Annotated in this window: 19 protein-coding genes; 10 read left to right on the forward strand and 9 right to left on the reverse strand. The window is 60.9% G+C overall.

The window, feature by feature from the left end; genetic code table 11:
• Window positions 1-170: 170 nt before the first annotated feature.
• From F8N49_RS08650 to F8N49_RS08660, 3 genes are all read right to left on the reverse strand, one after another.
• Complete coding sequence (locus tag F8N49_RS08650; protein WP_039757175.1) at window positions 171-728, reverse strand: L-threonylcarbamoyladenylate synthase; 558 nt, start codon at window positions 726-728, stop codon at window positions 171-173.
• Between the two features lie 56 nt (window positions 729-784).
• A complete protein-coding gene (gene dprA / locus F8N49_RS08655; protein WP_151551157.1) occupies window positions 785-1,882 on the reverse strand; it encodes a DNA-processing protein DprA in 1,098 nt (365 codons plus the stop codon).
• Window positions 1,883-1,966: 84 nt separating this feature from the next.
• Window positions 1,967-2,992, reverse strand: a complete 1,026-nt coding sequence (locus F8N49_RS08660) for a LysM peptidoglycan-binding domain-containing protein (protein WP_151551158.1) — start codon at window positions 2,990-2,992, stop codon at window positions 1,967-1,969.
• A gap of 159 nt (window positions 2,993-3,151) precedes the next feature.
• Between F8N49_RS08660 and def the strand changes: the two genes are divergently transcribed.
• From def to F8N49_RS08690, 5 genes are all read left to right on the forward strand, one after another.
• Window positions 3,152-3,658, forward strand: coding sequence for a peptide deformylase (gene def / locus F8N49_RS08665; protein ID WP_016772378.1), 507 nt, complete (start codon window positions 3,152-3,154; stop codon window positions 3,656-3,658).
• Window positions 3,659-3,715: 57 nt separating this feature from the next.
• The gene (gene fmt, locus F8N49_RS08670) at window positions 3,716-4,675 is read left to right on the forward strand and encodes a methionyl-tRNA formyltransferase (protein ID WP_071173927.1); all 960 of its coding nucleotides are present in this window, start codon (window positions 3,716-3,718) and stop codon (window positions 4,673-4,675) included.
• On the forward strand, window positions 4,672-5,982 hold the full coding sequence (gene rsmB / locus F8N49_RS08675; RefSeq protein WP_151551159.1) for a 16S rRNA (cytosine(967)-C(5))-methyltransferase RsmB: 1,311 nt from the start codon (window positions 4,672-4,674) through the stop codon (window positions 5,980-5,982). The genes fmt and rsmB overlap by 4 nt, the downstream gene beginning before the upstream one ends.
• 21 nt (window positions 5,983-6,003) lie before the next feature.
• Window positions 6,004-7,380: a Trk system potassium transporter TrkA gene (trkA, locus tag F8N49_RS08680; protein ID WP_016772381.1), complete on the forward strand. Its 1,377-nt coding sequence runs from the start codon at window positions 6,004-6,006 to the stop codon at window positions 7,378-7,380.
• A gap of 132 nt (window positions 7,381-7,512) precedes the next feature.
• Window positions 7,513-7,827, forward strand: coding sequence for a tetratricopeptide repeat protein (locus F8N49_RS08690; protein WP_151551160.1), 315 nt, complete (start codon window positions 7,513-7,515; stop codon window positions 7,825-7,827).
• A 57-nt stretch (window positions 7,828-7,884) separates the two neighbouring features.
• Here the strand turns inward: F8N49_RS08690 and F8N49_RS08695 are convergent, their stop codons facing one another.
• Both F8N49_RS08695 and F8N49_RS08700 read right to left on the reverse strand, forming a co-directional pair.
• Window positions 7,885-8,772: a lysophospholipid acyltransferase gene (locus F8N49_RS08695; protein ID WP_016772383.1), complete on the reverse strand. Its 888-nt coding sequence runs from the start codon at window positions 8,770-8,772 to the stop codon at window positions 7,885-7,887.
• 41 nt (window positions 8,773-8,813) lie between these two features.
• Window positions 8,814-9,371, reverse strand: a complete 558-nt coding sequence (locus F8N49_RS08700; RefSeq protein WP_056791133.1) for a DNA-3-methyladenine glycosylase I — start codon at window positions 9,369-9,371, stop codon at window positions 8,814-8,816.
• Window positions 9,372-9,452: 81 nt separating this feature from the next.
• Between F8N49_RS08700 and glyQ the strand changes: the two genes are divergently transcribed.
• From glyQ to F8N49_RS08720, 4 genes are all read left to right on the forward strand, one after another.
• Window positions 9,453-10,406: a glycine--tRNA ligase subunit alpha gene (gene glyQ, locus F8N49_RS08705; protein ID WP_003187265.1), complete on the forward strand. Its 954-nt coding sequence runs from the start codon at window positions 9,453-9,455 to the stop codon at window positions 10,404-10,406.
• Window positions 10,403-12,457 (forward strand): glycine--tRNA ligase subunit beta, encoded by a 2,055-nt coding sequence (gene glyS / locus F8N49_RS08710; protein WP_151551161.1) that lies wholly within the window; start codon window positions 10,403-10,405, stop codon window positions 12,455-12,457. Before glyQ ends, glyS begins: the two co-directional genes overlap by 4 nt.
• A 4-nt stretch (window positions 12,458-12,461) precedes the next feature.
• Window positions 12,462-13,001, forward strand: coding sequence for a D-glycero-beta-D-manno-heptose 1,7-bisphosphate 7-phosphatase (gene gmhB / locus F8N49_RS08715; protein ID WP_178116946.1), 540 nt, complete (start codon window positions 12,462-12,464; stop codon window positions 12,999-13,001).
• Window positions 13,002-13,084: 83 nt separating this feature from the next.
• Entirely contained in the window at window positions 13,085-13,864 is a 780-nt protein-coding gene (locus F8N49_RS08720; protein WP_071173920.1) for a 1-acyl-sn-glycerol-3-phosphate acyltransferase, read from the forward strand.
• Window positions 13,865-14,034: 170 nt separating this feature from the next.
• On the opposite strand, the gene F8N49_RS08725 is transcribed toward F8N49_RS08720, so the two are convergent.
• Window positions 14,035-15,570, reverse strand: coding sequence for a HAMP domain-containing sensor histidine kinase (locus tag F8N49_RS08725; RefSeq protein WP_151551163.1), 1,536 nt, complete (start codon window positions 15,568-15,570; stop codon window positions 14,035-14,037).
• Between the two features lie 164 nt (window positions 15,571-15,734).
• Here F8N49_RS08725 and F8N49_RS08730 point away from each other — a divergent pair, with 164 nt between their 5' ends.
• Entirely contained in the window at window positions 15,735-16,454 is a 720-nt protein-coding gene (locus F8N49_RS08730; protein WP_024014949.1) for a response regulator transcription factor, read from the forward strand.
• Between the two features lie 56 nt (window positions 16,455-16,510).
• On the opposite strand, the gene gyrB is transcribed toward F8N49_RS08730, so the two are convergent.
• The 3 genes from gyrB to dnaN are packed head-to-tail and all read right to left on the reverse strand — an operon-like array spanning window position 16,511 to window position 21,155.
• Window positions 16,511-18,928: a DNA topoisomerase (ATP-hydrolyzing) subunit B gene (gene gyrB / locus F8N49_RS08735; protein ID WP_024014948.1), complete on the reverse strand. Its 2,418-nt coding sequence runs from the start codon at window positions 18,926-18,928 to the stop codon at window positions 16,511-16,513.
• A gap of 5 nt (window positions 18,929-18,933) precedes the next feature.
• On the reverse strand, window positions 18,934-20,037 hold the full coding sequence (gene recF / locus F8N49_RS08740; protein ID WP_016772389.1) for a DNA replication/repair protein RecF: 1,104 nt from the start codon (window positions 20,035-20,037) through the stop codon (window positions 18,934-18,936).
• Between the two features lie 14 nt (window positions 20,038-20,051).
• A complete protein-coding gene (gene dnaN, locus F8N49_RS08745; RefSeq protein ID WP_016772390.1) occupies window positions 20,052-21,155 on the reverse strand; it encodes a DNA polymerase III subunit beta in 1,104 nt (367 codons plus the stop codon).
• Between the last annotated feature and the right edge of the window lie 3 nt (window positions 21,156-21,158).

Raw genomic sequence — 21,158 nt, forward strand, 5'->3', positions numbered from 1 at the left:
GATAATCACGTGGGAAAACTTACAGATATTTCAGACTCAAAGATTCGTCTGACGCATGCAAGAACAATGGCAACGGATAAGTTTTGAACGAATGCAGGAATAAAGTGCGGGCATGCGCAGAACTCCTCGTCGATGGCGCCGAGGAGTCCGCAAAAATAAAAAGAATGGCGTCAGTCAGGACGAACGACGTTACCGGTGGCCAGGTCGCGGATCACGCTGGGATTCTTGCGCCCGCCAAGGCTGCCGCCCAGCACCAGATCGACCTGACCACGGAAATACTGCTCGATGCGCAAACGCGTGCGCGCCGGCGGTCGCCCCTGGGGGTTGGCCGATGTGGAAATCAATGGCCCGACCAGCGAGCACAGGTCGCGCACCTGCGGGTGATCGCTGACCCGCAGCGCCACGGTGTCATGCACGCCTGTGACCCATTCCGGCAACAGGTTCTGGTGCGGCACCAGCCAGGTGTTCGGACCCGGCCAGGTGCTGGCCATGCGGTCGATCCAGTCCTGCGGGAAGTCCTCGAACAGGAAATCGAACTGGCGGATATTGTCGGCGACCAGGATCAGCCCTTTGCTCACCGAGCGATTCTTGATCGCCAGCAAGCGGTCCACTGCGTCTTCATTCCACGGGTCGCAACCCAGCCCCCAAACGGCTTCGGTTGGATAGGCAATCACCGCGCCGGCGCGAACTTCACGCGCGGCTTGTTGCACACGCCAACTGTTGACCATGAAAAAACTCTCCCACAAACAGGTTTCGCGCAGTTTACCGATCTTCCTCGTAAAACCTAGCTCGACCGCGCCAGCCAGCGACCGTTTTCGCATACCGCACGGCCTTCGATTTCCAGCTCGGTCAACGTTGCCAGCACTTTCGGCAACGCCCAGCCACAACTCGCGGCCAAGGCCTCGCTGGTGTGCGGCGCCGCGTGCAGCAGCGCCAGCAACGGGTGTTCGGCCTTCGCCGCCGCCGTGGATAACAGTGGCTGCAGCCAGCCGCGCAGGGCTTCGAGGATGTGTTCGATAGTCTCCACCAACACCGCCCCGTCGCGAATCAACTGGTGACAACCGCGCGCGCCGGGGTGATGGATCGAGCCCGGAATGGCATAAACCTCGCGGCCCTGTTCGGCTGCCAGCCGCGCGGTGATCAACGAACCGCTGGCAACGCTGGCCTCGACCACCAGCACGCCAAGGGACAACCCGCTGATAATGCGGTTGCGCCGGGGGAAGTTGCTCGGGCTCGGCCCGGCGTCCAACGGAAACTCCGAGAGCACCGCGCTGCCCGAGGCAATCATCGCCTCGGCCAGGCGTTTATTGCGTTGTGGATAAAAATTTTCCAGCCCCGTGCCGAGCACACCCACGGTCAAGCCGCCAACATCCAGAGCAGCCTGATGGGCAGCGGCATCGATGCCCAGCGCCAGACCACTGTTGATGACAAAACCGGCCCCGGCCAGACTGCGGGAAAACGCCGCCGCCGTGTCCATGCCCGGGCGGGAAGCGCGGCGGCTGCCGACCATCGCCAGTTGCGGTTTTTCCAGAATCGACGGATCGCCCGCGACGAATAACAGCGGCGGCGGATCGGCAATTTGCGCCAGCAACGCTGGGTAATCCGCTTGATCCCACATCAGCAAATGTTGATCGGGACGCTCTAGCCAGCGCATTGCGTGGCTGGCGCCGTCGCGCACCGTTGGACAACGCCGTGCTTCGGCGCAGGCCGCCGGCAACCCCAGTGAGCGCCAGGCACTGGCCGGCGCGCTGAGGGCTTTGGACGCCGAGCCGAAGGCTTCGAGCAACTTGGCAAAACGCTTGGGACCAATATCCGGCATGCGGTGCAGGCGCAGACGCGCCTCCAGTTCCGCCGGGGAAATGGCCGTACTGACAGACAACATGAATGGATCATCCTTGATCGTTCGATGCTCCGAACCATTCGGAACAAGTTGTGGATAACTCTGTTGGTAACTTGTTAAGCAAGCTTACGGATTTCGCACCTTGTCGAGCACCGCCAGCGAGCGTGAAGCATTGAGGACCAGGCCGTAACTGAGTTTGTCGTAGGTGCGGAACACCATCAGCAGGCCGGCGCGTTCATCGGGAATTTTCAGCGGCTGGCCGGTGATCCGGTCGCGCACCGTTTCGCCGGTTTTCATCACCGCCAGAACATTGCCTTCGGCCAGACCGTCACGTTTGCCTTTGTTCAGGGTAACCACGTCCATCACACCGATCTGCGTAACGCCGCGTGGCACGTCAATGATCAGCCCGTCGATGGACCGCTTCGGCGCGCTGGGCATGAACGTTGAATTGATCGAACGTTCTTCACCGCCGAACAAGCGGTCACCGAGGCGTACTTCCTGGGTGGTGCGTTGCAAGGCGAGGGTGGCGACGTCGCCTTCAGTGGCAACAATCTCGCCGCCGCCGATATCGTCGGCGTTGATGCCGAGGAATTCCTTGGTCTGCGGATCGGTGTAGACCTTGCCCTGGCGGAAGATGCCGTACACCGGTTGCTCCGGATCGAAATGGCCACGGGCGAAGATGCGGTCACCGGTACCGCTGAGCACCCGTTCGGCATCGCCGGCGACGATGTACGGCGCCTGGTCGAAGTCTTCGGCCTTGTCGACGATACGGTTGCTCAGCAGAAAGCTGTTGATCGATTTCAGCGGAATGCTCGGAATCGCCTCGGCCACCGGGCTGGTGCGAATCCGTGGCGACAGCTTGATGGTACCGCGCGACTCGCCACGATGGACGGTCAGTTGCGGCTGGCCGTTGACGTAGCTGAGGGTCAGCGTGTCGCCGGGATAGATCAGGTTGGGGTTTTCGATCTGCGGGTTGGCCCGCCACAGTTGTGGCCATTGCCAGGGCTCGCGCAGGTATTTGCCGGAAATGTCCCAGAGCGTGTCCCCGGAAACCACCGTGTATTGCTGTGGAAAACCATCCTTGAGTTGCACTTGCCCTTGCGCGGCGCCGGCCGAAGCCAGAAGCAGCAGGGCGAGTAGTGTTTTCCTCATGCAGTGAATCCCTTTATCATGTGCATTCGCGTGAATCGTCAGAGCCCCCGTGGCTCGCTTCTGTTTTTCAGAAGCTACGCTTCACAACGGTAGCCTGCATCTTCGGACCCGCCAGGCCATCGACCCGACTTTACTCAACGTGTGCAGCAATCGAAGCCTATGGCCATTTTAAACATCCTCGAATTTCCGGACCCGCGTCTGCGCACTATTGCCAAACCAGTGGCTGTAGTGGACGACGAAGTGCGTCAGTTGGTCGACGACATGTTTGAAACAATGTATGAAGCGCCGGGCATCGGCCTCGCCGCGACCCAGGTCAACGTGCACAAACGTATCGTCGTGATGGACCTGTCCGAAGACCGTACCGAGCCACGGGTGTTCATCAACCCCGAGTTCGAACCGCTGACCGACGAGATGGACCAGTATCAGGAAGGCTGCCTCTCGGTACCGGGCTTCTACGAAAACGTCGACCGCCCGCAGAAGGTCAAAATCAAGGCGCTGGACCGCGACGGCAAGCCCTATGAGCTGATCGCCGAAGGCCTGCTCGCGGTGTGCATCCAGCACGAATGCGACCACCTCAACGGCAAATTGTTCGTCGATTACCTGTCCACACTCAAACGCGACCGGATCAAGAAGAAGCTGGAAAAGCTGCACCGCCAGAACGCTTGATGCCCCTCTTCAAAGGCTTGCTGCGGCAAGCCTTTTTCTTTTTATGAGACGCCTTTCATGACTGAGCCACTGCGCATTGTTTTTGCCGGTACCCCGGAATTCGCCGCCGAACACCTCAAGGCCCTGCTGAGCAGCCCGTACGAGATCGTCGCGGTCTACACCCAGCCGGATCGCCCGGCCGGCCGTGGGCAAAAACTGATGCCGAGCCCGGTCAAACAACTGGCCCTGGAAAATAATATCCAGGTATTGCAGCCGCCGACCTTGCGCAATGCCGAGGCTCAGGCAGAGCTGGCCGCGCTGAAGCCGGATCTGATGGTGGTGGTCGCCTACGGTCTGATCCTGCCGCAAGCGGTGCTGGATATTCCGCGTCTGGGTTGCATCAACAGCCATGCGTCGTTGCTGCCGCGCTGGCGCGGTGCGGCGCCGATCCAGCGCGCGGTCGAACACGGCGATGCCGAAAGCGGTGTAACGGTGATGCGCATGGAGGCCGGGCTGGATACCGGGCCGATGCTGCTCAAGGTCGTCACTGCGATCAGCGCTGAAGATACCGGCGGCACCCTGCATGATCGCCTCGCCGAGATGGGGCCGCCCGCCGTTGTGCAGGCGATTACCGGTCTGGCTGCCGGCACCCTGCAAGGCGAAGTGCAGAATGACGAACTCGCCACCTACGCACACAAACTGAACAAAGACGAAGCGCGCATCGACTGGAGCCGTCCGGCGGTGGAGCTGGAACGTCTGGTCCGCGCCTTCAATCCATGGCCGATCACCCACAGCACGCTCAATGGCGAAGCGTTGAAAGTGCTGGCCGCGACCGTGGCCGAAGGCACTGGCGCTCCGGGTGAAATCCTCAGCGCCAGCAAGGACGGCCTGATTGTCGCCTGCGGTGCACAAGCGCTGTGTCTGACCCGCCTGCAATTGCCCGGCGGCAAGGCGCTGAACTTCAGCGACCTGTTCAACAGCCGCCGCGAGAAATTCGCCGTTGGCAGCGTCCTCGGCGCAGCGGTGGACGCGCAATGAATCCGCGTCTGGCCGCCGCCAAGGCACTCGCTGCCGTACTCAGCGGCAAAGCCTCGCTGAACAGCTCCCTGCCGACGCAACTGGACAAGGTCGAGGATCGCGATCGCGGTTTCACTCAGGACCTGGCCTTCGGCACCGCACGCTGGCAGCCACGCCTGTCGGCACTGGCGGAAAAACTCCTGCAGAAACCGTTCAAGGCCGCCGACGCTGATGTCGAGGCGTTGCTGCTGGTTGGTCTGTACCAATTGCTCTACACCCGCGTGCCGGCCCACGCCGCCATCGGCGAAACCGTCGGTTGTGCCGACAAGCTGAAAAAGCCTTGGGCCAAAGGTCTGCTCAACGCGGTGCTGCGCAATGCCCAGCGCGAAAGCGAGACGATCTTCGCCGAACTGGAACGCGACCCGGTGGTGCGCACGGCTCACCCGCGCTGGCTGCAAAAATCCCTGAAAGCCTTCTGGCCGCAACAGTGGGAAGCCATCTGCGCAGCGAACAACGCGCATCCGCCAATGATCCTGCGGGTCAACCGCCGTCATCACGGCCGCGATGCTTATCTTGCGTTGCTGGGCGAAGCCGGGATCGCCGCGACGCCGTGCTTTTACAGCCGCGACGGCATCGTCCTCGAAGCCGCTGCCGACGTGCGCAGCCTGCCGGGTTTCGCCGAAGGCTGGATCAGCGTGCAGGACGAAGCCGCGCAACTGGCCGCCGACCTGCTTGATCTGGCGCCGGGGCAGCGGGTGCTTGACGCCTGCTGCGCCCCTGGCGGCAAGACCTGCCACATCCTCGAAGCCGAACCGGCGTTGGCCGGGGTGGTGGCGGTGGATCTGGAAGCCAAGCGTCTGGTGCGCGTAAAGGAAAACCTCGAGCGCCTCGGCCTCGACGCTGAACTGATCGCCGCCGACGGTCGCGATATCGACAAATGGTGGGACGGCAAACCGTTCCAGCGCATCCTCCTCGATGCGCCATGCTCGGCCACCGGGGTAATTCGTCGCCATCCGGACATCAAGCTGACCCGCCAGCCCGACGACATCGTCGCGCTCGCGCAACTGCAAGGCGAACTGCTCGACGCCATGTGGAAAACCCTCGAAGTCGGCGGCATCCTGCTCTACGCCACGTGCTCGACGCTGCCGACCGAGAACACCGAAGTCATCGCCGCGTTCCTCGAGCGTACCCCCGGCGCGCGGGAACTGGATCTGGCCACCGCGGCTGGCATCAAGCAGCCCCATGGTCGACAGTTGCTGGCCCAAGAGGGCGGGCATGACGGGTTCTACTACGCCAAGCTGATCAAGATCGCCGCTGCGCGCGGCTAAACGGATTCATGGAGTGACTGGATGAAAATCATCATCCTCGGTGCGGGACAGGTCGGCGGTTCGCTGGCCGAACATCTGGCCAGCGAGGCCAACGACATCACTGTGGTCGACACCGATGGCGAGCGCCTGCGCGACCTCGGCGACCGCCTCGACATCCGCACCGTGCAGGGCCGGGGCTCACTGCCGTCGGTGCTGCGTCAGGCCGGTGCCGACGACGCCGACATGCTGGTCGCGGTGACCAACAGCGACGAGACCAACATGGTCGCCTGCCAAGTCGCGCACACGCTGTTCCACACGCCGACCAAAATCGCCCGGGTGCGCGAAGCGTCGTACCTCAATCGTGAGGAACAACTGTTCCAGAACGAAGCGATTCCGGTGGACGTGCTGATCAGCCCCGAGCAGGTCGTGACCAATTACATCAAGCGCCTGATCCAGCACCCCGGCGCCTTGCAGGTGATCGACTTCGCCGAAGGCGCGGCGCAACTGGTGGCGGTGCGCGCTTATTACGGCGGGCCGCTGGTCGGTCAGCAACTGCGCCAGTTGCGCGAGCACATGCCGAACGTCGAAACCCGCGTGGCGGCGATCTTCCGCCGTGACAGGCCGATCCTGCCTCAGGGCGACACGGTGATCGAAGCCGATGACGAAGTGTTCTTCATCGCCGCCCGCGAAGACATTCGCGCGGTGATGAGCGAAATGCGCCGCCTCGACGAAACCTACAAACGCATCGTCATCGCCGGTGGCGGGCAGATCGGCGAGCGCCTGGCCGAGGCCATCGAAAGCCGTTATCAGGTGAAGATCATCGAGATGAGCCCGGCGCGCTGCCGCTACCTCTCCGACACCCTCGACAGCACCGTGGTCTTGCAGGGCAGTGCCTCGGACCGCGATCTGCTGCTGGAAGAGAACATCGCCGACGCCGATATCTTCCTCGCCCTGACCAATGATGACGAAGCCAACATCATGTCGTCGCTGCTGGCCAAACGGTTGGGGGCGAAGAAGGTCATGACGATCATCAACAACCCGGCCTACGTCGATCTGATCCAGGGCGGCGACATCGATATCGCCATCAGCCCGCAACTGGCGACCATCGGCACTTTGCTTGCCCATGTGCGTCGAGGCGATATCGTCAGCGTGCACTCACTGCGACGCGGCGCGGCGGAAGCGATCGAGGCGATTGCCCACGGTGATGCGAAATCGAGCAAGGTCATCGGCAAGCCGATCGAGAAGATCGGCCTGCCGCCCGGCACCACCATCGGCGCGGTGATCCGCAACGAGAAAGTGATCATCGCCCACGACGACACGGTGATCGAAGCGGGCGACCATGTGATTCTGTTCCTTGTGGATAAAAAGCATATTCGCGATGTGGAGAAGCTGTTTCATGTGGGGTTGAGCTTTTTCTGAGGTTGATCGTTCCCACGCTCAGCGTGGGAATGCAGCCCGGGACGCTCTACGCCCCATAAGCGGACGCAGAGCGTCCATTGAGGCATTCCCGCGCGGAGCGTGGGAACGATCACTCAAACGAGGTTGCAAAAAATGCTCGAATCCCTGGAAAAAATGCTCGCCAAGGATGTGGATAACGCTCTGCTGCGCTTCGGTCTGGGCAAGGGTTATCTGGACTTGGGTGAAAACGCCAAGGCTGCCGAGCATTTTCAGCGCTGTGTCGCTTTCGATCCGAAATACTCGGCGGCGTGGAAGCTGCTGGGCAAGGCGCAGCTGGCGCTAGGCGATCACGCCGCTGCGCGCCAGGCCTGGGAACAGGGCCTGGAAGCGGCCCGCGCCCACGGTGACAAACAGGCCGAGAAGGAGATGACGGTATTCCTGAAAAAGCTCGAGCGGCAGGCGCCTTGAGCTACAGATTGAGCAAGGCGAGCCCGTCTGCATCAACCGTCACCCCATCGAAGTTGCTCAGTACCAGCGCGCCTCGCCCGGCGGACGCTTCTTGAAGCGTTTCATGCTCCACATGTACTGGCTCGGATACGCCGCGACGTAACGCTCGACCACTTTGCTCATGGCCGCGCAGGACTCGGCGGTATCGGTGCTGTACATCGCTTCTGGCGCGGCTTCGAGAATGACTTTGTAGCCCGAGCCGTCAGGAAGGCGCAGGGCATGCAGGAACACACCGACCGCTTTGCCGCCGGCCAACATGTTCGGCACGAATTTGCTGGTCAGTGCCTGAGTGGCGAAGAACGGCACGAAAATCCCGGCGGATTCGGCCGGTTCCGGGTCGGCGGGAATGCCCACGGCACCGCCCTTGCGCACTTCCTTGATGACGCTGAGAATGCCTTCCTTGGTCGACGCTGCGACCTTGTTGCCCAGTTGCACGCGCTGTTTGCGCAGCAATTCATCCACTGCCTTGAGCTTCGGCGGACGGTAGAAAATGATCGGTTTGCACTGGCTGCAATAGAAGTGGTTGAGCACTTCCCAGTTGCCGAGGTGGCTGGTGATGCCGACCACGCCTTTGCCCGAGGCCAGCGCCTCCTTGAGCACATCGAGGCCTTCAACTTCGCGAACCAGATCGATCGAGCGCTGCGCCGGCCAGATCCACGCGCAGGCGCTTTCGGTCAGCGACTTGCCGATGTCCTTCAGACTCTGCCCGACCAGGCGCTCACGTTCGGCCGCATCCATCTGGGGAAAACACTTGGCGAGGTTGATCCGCACCACGTCGCGGGAACGGTTGGGGGTCTTCCACATGATCCAGCCGATCGCCGAACCCACGGCCTGCACGGCCCGCCATGGCAGCAGGGCAAACAGCCGCAGAGCGCCTACCAGCAAGGCGCCTTTAAACTTTTCCACAGGTCACTCCTGATCTTTGTGCTGTGCGCGAGGCGGGCATTCTAACCGGCGTTGGCGAGCTGCGCGTAGCGGTCGCAATCCTGGGTGTGGTCCATGACCATGCCCGAGGCCTGCATCAGCGCGTAGCAAATGGTCGGACCGACGAAGGTGAATCCGGCTTTTTTCAGCGCCTTGCTCATTGCCAGCGCTTCGGGGGTGATCGCCGGGACTTCGCTGCGATCCTTGAAATGATTGATGATCGGTTGGTCGCCCACGAATGACCAGAGCAACGCCACCGGATCCTCCAGCGCCAGCCACGCCTGCGCATTACGCCGAGCAGCGTTGAGCTTGAGGCGATTGCGGATGATGCCCGGGTCGAGCATGAGCTCGTCGATCTCGGCGTCACTCATCTGCGCTACGCGCTGCACATCGAAGCCGAACAGCACCTGACGGTAACGCTCGCGTTTGCGCAGCACAGTGATCCACGACAACCCGGCCTGGAACCCTTCGAGCAAAAGCAACTCGAACAAACCCTGCGCATCGCGCAGCGGCGTGCCCCACTCCTGATCGTGATAAGCCATGTACAGCGGATCTTCGGTACACCAAAAGCAGCGTGGCATAAGGCTCCAGGGGGCGTGCGCAGCAACGAATCGGGTATACTCCCGCTCTTTAAATCGCAGCCCAAGAAACAGGTGAATTTCGTGAGCCAGCCTACGCCAGCCGTGCGTACCTTCCAAGACTTGATCCTCGCGCTCCAGCAATACTGGGCCGAGCAAGGTTGTGTGGTACTTCAGCCCTACGATATGGAAGTAGGCGCCGGCACTTTCCACACCGCGACCTTCCTGCGCGCCATCGGCCCGGAAACCTGGAACGCCGCGTACGTGCAGCCGAGCCGCCGTCCGACTGACGGCCGTTACGGCGAAAACCCGAACCGTCTGCAGCACTACTACCAGTTCCAGGTAGTCCTGAAGCCGAACCCGGACAACTTCCAGGAACTGTACCTGGGCTCGCTCAAGCATGTCGGCCTCGACCCGCTGGTGCACGACATCCGCTTCGTCGAAGACAACTGGGAATCGCCGACCCTCGGCGCCTGGGGTCTGGGCTGGGAAGTCTGGCTCAATGGCATGGAAGTCACCCAGTTCACCTACTTCCAGCAAGCGGGCGGCATCGAGTGCTACCCGGTGACCGGCGAGATCACCTACGGTCTCGAGCGTCTGGCGATGTACCTGCAAGGCGTCGATTCGGTCTACGACCTGGTCTGGGCTGACGGCCCGTTCGGCAAAGTCACCTATGGCGATGTGTTCCACCAGAACGAAGTGGAGCAGTCCACCTACAACTTCGAACACGCCAACGTCGACAAACTGTTCGAGCTGTTCGACTTCTATGAAAGCGAAGCCAAGCGCCTGATCGAACTCGACCAGCCGCTGCCGTTGCCGAGCTACGAAATGGTGCTGAAGGCGTCTCACACCTTCAACCTGCTGGATGCGCGCCGGGCGATCTCGGTGACCGCGCGTCAGCAATACATTCTGCGTGTACGCACCCTGGCGCGTTCCGTTGCGCAAGCCTACCTGCTGGCCCGCGCCAAGCTGGGCTTCCCGATGGCGACCCCGGACCTGCGTGACGAAGTACTGGCCAAGCTGGAGGCTGCACAATGAGTGCGCAAGATTTTCTGGTTGAACTGGGCACCGAAGAACTGCCACCCAAAGCCCTGAACACTTTGGCTGACGCGTTCCTCGCCGGTATCGACAAGGGCCTGCAAGCCGCCGGCCTGAGCTACGAAAGCAAAACCGTGTATGCCGCGCCACGTCGCCTGGCCGTGCTGATCACTGCGCTGGCCACTCAGCAGCCGGATCGCAGCATCAACCTCGATGGCCCGCCACGTCAGGCCGCGTTCGACGCTGACGGCAATCCGACTCAGGCCGCCCTCGGCTTCGCCAAGAAGTGCGGCGTCGAGCTGAGCGAAATCGACCAGAGCGGTCCGAAACTGCGCTACAGCCAGAACATCGCCGGCAAGCCGACTGCGAGCCTGCTGCCGACCATCGTCGAAGATTCGCTGAACGACCTGCCGATCCCGAAACGCATGCGTTGGGGTGCGCGCAAGGAAGAGTTCGTGCGTCCGACCCAGTGGCTGGTGATGCTGCTCGGTGATCAGGTCATCGATTGCACGATCCTCGCGCAGAAGGCTGGCCGTGAATCCCGTGGTCACCGTTTCCACCATCCGCAAGCCGTACGCATCGGTTCGCCGTCGAGCTACCTCTCCGACCTGCGTGCCGCTTACGTATTGGCCGATGCCAACGAGCGTCGCGAGATCATCAGCAAGCGCACCGAAGAGCTGGCCACCCGTCAGGAAGGCACGGCGATCGTGCCACCGGCGCTGCTTGACGAAGTGACCGCGCTGGTCGAATGGCCGGTGCCGCTGGTGTGCTCGTTCGAGGAACGCTTCCTCGACGTGCCGCAGGAAGCGCTGATCACCACCATGCAGGACAACCAGAAGTACTTCTGCCTGCTGGATGCCGACGGCAAGTTGCTGCCACGTTTCATTACCGTGGCCAACATCGAAAGCAAAGACCCGCAGCAGATCATCGCCGGTAACGAGAAAGTGGTTCGCCCACGCCTGACCGACGCCGAGTTCTTCTTCAAGCAAGACAAGAAGCAGAAGCTCGAAGACTTCAACCTGCGCCTGCAAAACGTGGTGTTCCAGGAAAAACTCGGCAGCGTCTACGACAAGGCCGAGCGCGTTTCCAAACTGGCCGCGTACATCGCCGCGCGCATCGGCGGCAACGCCTCGTGGGCTGCCCGTGCGGGCCTGCTGTCGAAGTGCGACCTGGCCACCGAAATGGTCGGCGAGTTCCCGGAGATGCAAGGTGTCGCCGGTTACTACTACGCCCTCAATGACGGCGAGCCACAGGATGTCGCGCTGGCACTGAACGAGCAGTACATGCCACGCGGTGCCGGGGCTGAATTGCCGGCAACCCTGACCGGTGCAGCTGTCGCCATCGCCGACAAGCTCGACACTCTGGTCGGCATCTTCGGTATCGGCATGCTGCCAACCGGCAGCAAAGACCCGTATGCCCTGCGCCGTGCGGCACTGGGCGTGCTGCGGATCCTGATCGAGAAACAACTGGATCTGGACCTGAACGACGCTGTCGCTTTCGCGGTGAATGCGTTCGGCGGCAAGGTCAAGGCTGCCGGTCTCAACGAAGCCGTGCTGGAATTCATCTTCGACCGCCTGCGTGCGCGTTATGAAGACGAAGGCGTCGACGTCGCCACCTACCTGTCGGTACGTGCACTGAAGCCGGGTTCGGCGCTGGACTTCGACCAGCGTGTGCAGGCGGTGCAGGCCTTCCGCAAACTGCCGGAAGCGGCAGCGCTGGCGGCGGTGAACAAGCGTGTGTCGAACCTGTTGAGCAAAGTCGAAGGCTCGGTACCGACCGTGGTCGAAGCCAAGTATTTCGACAACGCCAACGAGTTCTCGCTGTACTCGGCGATCCAGCAAGCGGATCAAGCGGTGCAGCCAATGGCCGCAGCGCGTCAGTACAACGAATCGCTGGCACGCCTGGCGGCACTGCGCGAGCCGGTCGACGCGTTCTTCGACGCGGTGATGGTCAATGCCGACGATGCCAATGTGCGGGCCAACCGTTACGCGCTGCTGGCGCGTCTGCGCGGCCTGTTCCTCGGTGTTGCCGACATTTCGCTGCTGGGTTGAGGGATTGCTGTTGAAACTGCTGATTCTCGATCGTGACGGCGTGATCAATTACGACTCCGATGCCTACATCAAGTCGGTGGAGGAGTGGATTCCGCTGCCCGGTTCGATCGAAGCGATTGCGCAGTTGAGCAAGGCCGGCTGGACGGTGGCGGTGGCCACCAACCAGTCGGGCATTGCTCGCGGCTACTACGACCTCGCCACCCTCGAGGCCATGCACGCGCGCCTGCGCGAGCTGGTCGCGGAGCAGGGCGGCGAAGTCGGTCTGATCATGTATTGCCCGCATGGCCCGGACGAAGGTTGCGATTGCCGCAAACCGAAACCGGGAATGCTGAAAGCCATTGCCGAGCATTACACGGTGCCGTTGACCAACGTCTGGTTCGTTGGCGACAGCCTTGGTGACCTGGAGGCCGCCAAAGCCGTCGATTCACAGCCAGTTTTGGTGAAGACCGGGAAAGGCGAAAAGACTCAGGGGAAAACCCTGCCGGTTGGCACTCTGATTTTTGACGATCTGGCGGCGATTGCCGCAGAACTTATCCACAACTAGAGTACTTCTGAATTTCCTGGCCAAGGATTGCTCGGGAGTGCGCTTGAACAGTCGGGCATTGCCCCGTAACGGTAACCGTCGCCATGTCGATACTGCGGGCCTTCAGAATCTTTCTTTTCTACCTGCTGCTGGGCACAACAGCGTTGCTGTGGTGCAGCCTGAGCTTTTTCATCGCGCCGTTTCTGTCCTTCAAGGCGCGCTATCGTTTCATCAACGTGTACTGGTGCCGTTGCGCCCTGTGGCTGACCAAGGTGTTCCTTGGCATCCGTTACGAAATCAAAGGTGCGGAAAACGTGCCTGACCGGCCCTGCGTGATTCAATCGAACCACCAGAGCACTTGGGAGACCTTTTTTCTCTCCGCTTATTTCTCGCCATTGAGCCAGGTGCTAAAGCGCGAATTGCTTTACGTGCCGTTCTTCGGCTGGGCCATGGCCATGCTGCGCCCGATCGCCATCGACCGCGACAACCCGAAGGCCGCGCTCAAACAAGTTGCGGCCAAAGGCGACGAGTTGCTCAAGGACAACGTCTGGGTGCTGATCTTTCCGGAAGGGACACGAGTCCCGTACGGCACCGTTGGGAAGTTCTCCCGCAGTGGCAGCGCGTTGGCGGTGAATGCGGCGCTTCCGGTGCTGCCTATTGCACACAATGCCGGCAAATTCTGGCCAAAAATCGGCTGGGGCAAACAGGCCGGAGTGATCACCGTGGTCATTGGCGAACCGATGTATGCCGAAGGCAGCGGGCCGCGCGCCATCGCTGATCTCAATGACCGTGTGCAGGCGTGGAACGAGAAGACCCAGCGTGATATGGGCTCGCTGCCACCGGCGCCACAGGCACCGGCCGCGAGTGATCAACTGGCTGTCTGAATTTTGTGGATAACCTGTGTACGCTTTTGCTTCAAAAGTCTGTGATCGTTTTGTAACTTATTGATTTTCATCGATATTTTTAAATCGATAAGTTGAACGAAATCCGTGCATAAGTTTTATTCGGATGTAAAAAAACCGGTCGTTATAGCCGGTTTTTTTGTGCCTCTTTTTCATTCAGAAATCAGCGGCAAATCGATGCGGAATGTGGTTCCCGCGTCGACCACGCTGCGACACTCGATTGTGCCGCCATGATGATCAATCACGGCTTTGACCATCGACAGACCCAGGCCCACACCGTCGATGCCCTGGGCGGAGGAGAAACGCCGATACTGGCTGAACAGGTCAGGCAATTCATCGGCGGCAATGCCCTTGCCCTGATCGGACAACTCGCAGCGCAGCCACTGCCCATCACAGCTGACCGTCAGTTGCACCGTGCTGTCTGCCGGGCTGTACTTGATCGCGTTTTCCAGCAGGTTGAACAGGGCGCGAGTCAGCAATCCCTGATCGGCCAGAATCAGCCGCTCCTGACATTCCTCATCAACTTCGTTGAGCAGCTCGATGCGTTTCTGCTGGGCGATGGGCAGGGCCTGATCGAGGACGTCCAATACCAGCATGGCGAATAATGTCGGGCGGAACTGGTAGGTTTCGGATTCAGCGCGCGCCAACAAGACAAAACCATCAGTCAGATCCAGCGCCCGGCGGACCTGACGCTCAATCTGCTCGAACAGCGGCGCATCAGCACCCGCCTGGTGACGATGCACATCCAGCAGGGCGAGGATCGCCGAATGGGGGGCGCGCAGGTCGTGGGAAAGAAAACGCAGCAGCACGCCGCGCTGCTCCTCGGCCGCACGCTCGGCACTCAAGTCCGTCAGGCTGAGCAGCCAACCGATCGGCGTATCGCCGTCAACCGGCAGCAGCGCCGCTCTTTCCAGGCGCAGACTGCGATCCTTGTGATCGCGAAATTCCAGCAGCGGCAGGGTGGCCAGTGGCGGTCGCGGCGCTGTGGATAATTCCGGATAGCCGAGCCGCGCCAGTTGCTCGAGTACGTCATCGCCCACCAGCGAATCTTCGAACAGTTCGCGCGCCTTGCGATTGCCCAGCAGAATCTTGCCCAGCGGATCACTGATCAGCGTCGCCACCGGCAGGTATTCCAGGCCATCGGCAATGAACCGCCGGGTGTCGCGGGTGCGGCTCATGGCTTGTTCGAGCGCCATGATCTGGCCCTGCAAACGGTCGGCACCGGTGAAGCGGGTCCGGCGGCGTTCAGGGAAGACTTTCGGTTCGCTGTCCAGCCGCGCCAGCTCCCAGCCGAAATAGGTCAGCACCACGCTCAGGCGTCGCCAGTTCCAGATCAGGTAACCGAACAACATCCCCAGGGCTGCTGGCGTTGGCGACCACCAGTAGCGGACTTCGGCCAGCAGGGCGCTGGCTAGCAGCGCACAGGCCATGCCGATCAAGGTGACCCACAGCGCCCAACGCGGCCGCCACAGCAATAATCCCAGCACACCGGCGACCATCGCCACGGACAACAGCGCGCCGGGCGCTGGCGACGGATTGTGCAGATTGATCTGGGCGCGATAAGACAACAAGGCAGTCAGCGGCAACAGCACTAGACTTATCCACAACCACTCGCGCACCAGCCGGCGGAAAAGACGCTGGACCTGGCTCGGCTCACGACTTTCACGTCGGCGTTGAGTGTTATGCATGAGGCACAGGGCAGGGCAGTGGGAATGGTTTCATAGGTCTCAGGTCTGAGGCGTAGACCCGAAGAATCATAGCGGACGTCGACCAACGACGGGCTGCTTCTTTCATCGCAGCCGGGGAGTCGTTATTGTCGACATCCCAGCCCCAGCGACAAGGAACACCGCCGATGCGCGTTGCCATTCTGGACGACGAACCCGCCGAACTGCGCCGGGTCGAGCAAACCCTGGAGCAAATGGCCGAAGCTGGCGAACAGCCGTGGTCGCTGCACAGCTTCGAGCGCGGCGAAGACTTGTTGCGCCAGTTGCGTCGGGAGACTTTTGACCTGCTGATCCTCGATTGGCAACTGCCGGACCTCACAGGCCTGGCACTGCTGCGCTGGACCCGCGAACACATGGACGCACCGCCTGCGGCGATCATGCTCACCAGCCGCGACGGCGAGAGCGATATCGTTCAAGCCTTGAATGCCGGGGCCGACGATTATGTCAGCAAGCCGTTTCGCCCGAATGAGTTGAAGGCGAGGGTGGCAGCGGTATTGCGCCGACATAGCCAACCGCGCAGCGCGGCGGGCGAAGTACAGACGTTCCACGATCTGACTTTCGACGATGCGGAACTGACCGTCACCCGTGAAGGCAAACCGATCCTCATGACCGAACGCGAATACCGCTTGGCGCGCTGCCTGTTCAGCAACCTGGGGCGGCCATTGTCGCGGGATTACTTGTACGAGCGCTTCTGGCCGAACGAGGAGACAACTTCCTCGCGGCCGCTGGATACGCATATCTACCGATTGCGCAACAAGCTCGGGCTGACAGCGGATCGGGGTTGGCAGTTGCTGACAATTTATGGGTATGGGTATCGGTTGGAGAGTGTCGGCACCGGGAATGAGTGAGGCAAAAAAAACCCCGGCATTGGCCGGGGTTTTTCATGAGCGGGTAGCAATCAGGATCAGAAATCCAGGTTGGAAACCGCCAGTGCGTTGCTCTCGATGAAGTCTCGGCGAGGTTCGACCGCATCACCCATCAAGGTGTTGAAGATCTGGTCTGCACCGATGGCGTCTTCGATAGTGACCTTCAGCATGCGCCGCACGCTTGGGTCCATGGTGGTTTCCCACAGCTGATCCGGGTTCATTTCGCCCAGACCTTTGTATCGCTGGATGGTGTGGCGCTTGGTGCTTTCGGCCATCAGCCAGTCGAGGGCTTCCTTGAACTCGGTAACGGCTTTCTTGCGTTCGCCACGCTGGATGTACGCGCCTTCGTCGAGCAGGGTGCTCAGTTGCGCGCCCAGGGTGACCACGGTTTTGTAGTCGTTGCTGCCGAAGAAGTCGCGGTTGAAGGTGACATAGTTCGACAGGCCGTGGGAGATCAGTTCGACCTCTGGCAGCCAGACGCCACGTTCACGGTCTTCGCGCAGGCTGGCCTTGTACACCAGGCCCGACTTCTCGTTGGTACGCAGACGGACTTCGTACTGGGCCAGCCACTCTTGCATCGCAGCGTGGTCGCCGAGAGTTTCGAGGCTGACGGCCGGCAGGTAGATGAAGTGCTCGGTCAGTTCCTGCGGGTACAGGCGCGACAGACGCTTGAGCGTCTTCATCACCATGCGGAAGTCATTGACCAGACGTTCCAGCGCTTCACCGGAAATGCCCGGGGCTTCTTCGTTCAGGTGCAGGCTTGCATCTTCCAGGGCCGACTGCGTCATGTACTCTTCCATGGCGTCGTCGTCTTTGATGTATTGCTCTTGCTTGCCTTTCTTGACCTTGTACAGCGGTGGCTGGGCGATGTAGATGTAGCCACGCTCGATCAGCTCCGGCAGCTGACGGAAGAAGAAGGTCAGCAGCAGGGTGCGGATGTGCGAACCGTCGACGTCAGCATCGGTCATGATGATGATGTTGTGATAGCGCAACTTGTCGATGTTGTACTCTTCGCGACCGATGCCGCAGCCCAGCGCGGTGATCAGCGTGCCCACTTCCTGGGACGAGATCATCTTGTCGAAACGGGCTTTCTCGACGTTGAGGATCTTGCCCTTCAACGGCAGGATCGCCTGGGTCTTGCGGTTACGTCCCTGCTTGGCAGAACCGCCCGCGGAGTCACCCTCCACCAGGTACAGTTCGGACAGCGCCGGGTCTTTTTCCTGGCAGTCAGCGAGTTTGCCCGGCAGGCCGGCGATGTCCAGCGCACCTTTGCGGCGGGTCATCTCACGGGCCTTGCGCGCGGCTTCACGGGCGCGGGCGGCGTCGATCATTTTGCCGACCACCAGCTTGGCTTCGTTCGGATTTTCCAGAAGGAAGTCGGAGAAGTATTTGCCCATCTCCTGCTCGACCGCAGTCTTCACTTCGGAAGACACCAGCTTGTCTTTGGTCTGCGAGCTGAACTTCGGATCCGGCACCTTCACCGAAATGATCGCGGTGAGGCCTTCACGGGCATCGTCACCGGTGGTGGCGACTTTGTGCTTCTTCGCCAGACCTTCCTGCTCGATGTAGTTGTTCAGGTTACGCGTCAGTGCCGAACGGAAGCCCACCAGGTGGGTGCCGCCGTCGCGCTGCGGAATGTTGTTGGTGAAGCACAACAGGTTCTCGTTGAAGCTGTCGTTCCACTGCAGGGCGATTTCCACGCCGATGCCGTCTTCACGCTGAATGTTGAAGTGGAACACCTGATTGACCGCAGTCTTGTTGGTGTTCAGGTATTCAACGAACGCACGCAGGCCGCCTTCGTACTTGAACAGCTCTTCCTTGCCGCTGCGCTCGTCCTTGAGGACGATGCCGACACCGGAGTTGAGGAAGGACAGTTCACGAATACGCTTGGCGAGGATGTCCCAGCTGAAGTGAATGTTCTTGAAGGTTTCGCTGGAAGCCTTGAAGTGAATCTGGGTGCCGGTGGTTTCGCTGTCGCCAACGATGGCCATCGGTGCCTGAGGCACGCCGTGGACGTAGGTCTGTTCCCAGATCTTGCCACTGCGGCGAACGGTCAGGACCAGCTCTTCGGACAATGCGTTCACTACCGAAACACCTACACCGTGCAGACCGCCGGAAACCTTGTAGGAGTTGTCGTCGAACTTTCCGCCAGCGTGGAGGACGGTCATGATGACCTCGGCGGCGGAAACGCCTTCCTCTTTATGCACGTCTACCGGGATGCCACGACCGTTGTCTTTAACGGTGATGGATTCGTCCGGGTGGATGATGATGCTGATGTCGTCGCAATGGCCGGCGAGGGCTTCGTCGATCGAGTTGTCGACCACCTCGAACACCATGTGGTGCAGACCGCTGCCATCGTCGGTGTCACCAATGTACATACCGGGACGTTTGCGTACGGCATCCAGGCCTTTCAGCACTTTAATGCTCGTTGAGTCGTACGTATTTTCTTCGCTCAATGCCTTCACTCCCGATGGTCGTGGGTCTGGGTGATACGGCCCTGTTCCACGTGGAACAAAGCGACTGGCGTTTCCGTCTGCCAGCCTTCCCTCAGTAATTCGTGATCTACACAGGTGATGAACACCTGGCAGCGTAAGTCTTCCAGCAAGCGGCACAGCGCGCGACGGTGGCTCTCGTCCAGCTCGGACGGCAAGTCATCCACCAGATAAATACACTGTCCGCGGCGGGCCTGGCTGACCAGGTGCCCTTGGGCAATCCGTAGTGCACAGACCACAAGCTTCTGCTGACCCCGGGACAGGATGTCCGCGGCATTGTGTGCGCCCAATCTGAGACGCAAATCAGCTCGTTGCGGTCCGGCCTGGGTGTGCCCCATCTGCTGGTCCCGTTGCACGGAACCGGCGAGTACGGCGCTCAATTCGCGGTCCTTGTCCCAGCCTCGGTAATAGCTGAGCGTCAAACCCTCGAGCTCAACCAGTTCGCTCAAGGTCTGTTCGAAGACCGGTTTCAAGGCTGTGATGTAAGCGCGGCGGTATTCATCGATTTCAGCGCTGGCCTGGCACAGTTCCCTGTCCCAAACCGCTTGCGAAACGGCGTCAAGTGTACCATGCCGCAGCCAGGAGTTTCTCTGGCGCAGCGCCTTCTGCAAACGCTGCCAAGTGGCCATGAAACGCGGTTCAACGTGGAACACACCCCAGTCGAGAAACTGCCGGCGAATCTTCGGCGCGCCTTCCAGCAGACGGAAGCTGTCGGGATTGATCAACTGCAACGGCAGGATCTCCGCCAGCTGCGCAGCGCTACGGGCGTTCTGGCCATCGATGCGAATCTGGAACTCGCCCTGACGGTCGCGAGAAATCCCCAGCGCACTGTGTCCGCCTTCAGCCAGCTCAACCTGACCAAATACAGTACAGGCGAGCTGTTCGTACTGAATGACCGGCAACAGCCGCGTGCTGCGAAACGAACGGGCAAGCCCCAGCAGATGAATGGCTTCCAGAACACTGGTTTTGCCGCTGCCGTTGGCGCCGTAAAGAATGTTGATGCGGGGGGAGGGGGAGAAGGTCACCGGGTGCAGATTGCGCACCGCGGTGACCGAAACACGACTTAACGACATTCAGGATCAGCTGATTACAGACGCATCGGCATGACAACGTAAGCCGAGTCGTCATTGTCGGACTCTTGCACCAGCGCACTGCTGTTGGAGTCGGACAGGATCAGGCGAACCTGCTCGGTGGTCATCACGCCCAGCACGTCGAGCAGGTAGCTGACGTTGAAGCCGATCTCCAGCGAGCCGCCGTTGTATTCAACGCCCACTTCTTCTTCCGCTTCTTCCTGCTCCGGGTTGTTGGCCTGGATCTTCAACTGACCGCTGGCCAGTTGCAGACGGATACCGCGGTACTTCTCGTTGGACAGAATCGCGGTACGGCTGAACGCTTCACGCAACGCCTGACGATCGCCGAGTACCAGCTTGTCACCACCTTTGGGCAGTACGCGCTCGTAATCCGGGAATTTACCGTCGACCAGTTTCGAGGTGAAAGTGAACTCGCCCGTGGTGGCGCGGATATGGTGCTGGCCGAGGACGATGCTGACATTGCCATCCGGCTCGGTGAGCAGACGCGCCAACTCGAGGATACCTTTACGCGGCACGATCACCTGATGACGATCCGGCTGACCGATATCGGCCTGCATCGAGCACATCGCCAGACGGTGACCGTCGGTGGCCACGGCGCGGATCACACCAGCGGAAACTTCCAGCAGCATGCCGTTGAGATAGTAACGCACGTCCTGCTGGGCCATGGCGAAGCTGGTGCGTTCGATCAAGCGACGCAGTTTGCTCTGCTCCAGGCTGCAGGTCAGCGAGCCCGGGCCTTCTTCAACAGTCGGGAAATCGTTGGCCGGCAGGGTCGACAGGGTGAAGCGGCTGCGGCCGGCCTTCACCACCAGTTTCTGCTCGTCGACCTTGATATCGATCAGCGCGTCGTTGGGCAGGCTTTTGCAGATGTCCATCAGCTTGCGCGCCGGCACGGTGATGGAGCCCGTTTCGGCCGGCTCTTCGAGTTGCACACGACCGACCAGCTCGACTTCCAGGTCGGTACCGGTCAGCGACAGTTGCTGGCCTTCGACGACCAACAGCACGTTGGACAGTACCGGCAAGGTCTGTCGGCGCTCGACGACGCCTGCGACCAGTTGCAGGGGTTTCAACAGGGCTTCGCGTTGAATGGTGAAATGCATGGT

The organism is Pseudomonas sp. GXM4, from assembly GCF_008923895.1.
Lineage (GTDB): Bacteria > Pseudomonadota > Gammaproteobacteria > Pseudomonadales > Pseudomonadaceae > Aquipseudomonas > Aquipseudomonas atacamensis.

What these genes read in the sequence shown, in the direction of transcription:
- F8N49_RS08650 (WP_039757175.1), bottom strand. Translation starts at nt 728, where the DNA reads ATGGTCAACAGTTGGCGTGTGCAACAAGCCGCGCGTGAAGTTCGCGCC.
- dprA (WP_151551157.1), bottom strand. Translation starts at nt 1,882, where the DNA reads ATGTTGTCTGTCAGTACGGCCATTTCCCCGGCGGAACTGGAGGCGCGT.
- F8N49_RS08660 (WP_151551158.1), bottom strand. Translation starts at nt 2,992, where the DNA reads ATGAGGAAAACACTACTCGCCCTGCTGCTTCTGGCTTCGGCCGGCGCC.
- def (WP_016772378.1), top strand. Translation starts at nt 3,152, where the DNA reads ATGGCCATTTTAAACATCCTCGAATTTCCGGACCCGCGTCTGCGCACT.
- fmt (WP_071173927.1), top strand. Translation starts at nt 3,716, where the DNA reads ATGACTGAGCCACTGCGCATTGTTTTTGCCGGTACCCCGGAATTCGCC.
- rsmB (WP_151551159.1), top strand. Translation starts at nt 4,672, where the DNA reads ATGAATCCGCGTCTGGCCGCCGCCAAGGCACTCGCTGCCGTACTCAGC.
- trkA (WP_016772381.1), top strand. Translation starts at nt 6,004, where the DNA reads ATGAAAATCATCATCCTCGGTGCGGGACAGGTCGGCGGTTCGCTGGCC.
- F8N49_RS08690 (WP_151551160.1), top strand. Translation starts at nt 7,513, where the DNA reads ATGCTCGAATCCCTGGAAAAAATGCTCGCCAAGGATGTGGATAACGCT.
- F8N49_RS08700 (WP_056791133.1), bottom strand. Translation starts at nt 9,371, where the DNA reads ATGCCACGCTGCTTTTGGTGTACCGAAGATCCGCTGTACATGGCTTAT.
- glyS (WP_151551161.1), top strand. Translation starts at nt 10,403, where the DNA reads ATGAGTGCGCAAGATTTTCTGGTTGAACTGGGCACCGAAGAACTGCCA.
- F8N49_RS08720 (WP_071173920.1), top strand. Translation starts at nt 13,085, where the DNA reads ATGTCGATACTGCGGGCCTTCAGAATCTTTCTTTTCTACCTGCTGCTG.
- F8N49_RS08725 (WP_151551163.1), bottom strand. Translation starts at nt 15,570, where the DNA reads ATGCATAACACTCAACGCCGACGTGAAAGTCGTGAGCCGAGCCAGGTC.
- F8N49_RS08730 (WP_024014949.1), top strand. Translation starts at nt 15,735, where the DNA reads ATGCGCGTTGCCATTCTGGACGACGAACCCGCCGAACTGCGCCGGGTC.
- recF (WP_016772389.1), bottom strand. Translation starts at nt 20,037, where the DNA reads ATGTCGTTAAGTCGTGTTTCGGTCACCGCGGTGCGCAATCTGCACCCG.
- dnaN (WP_016772390.1), bottom strand. Translation starts at nt 21,155, where the DNA reads ATGCATTTCACCATTCAACGCGAAGCCCTGTTGAAACCCCTGCAACTG.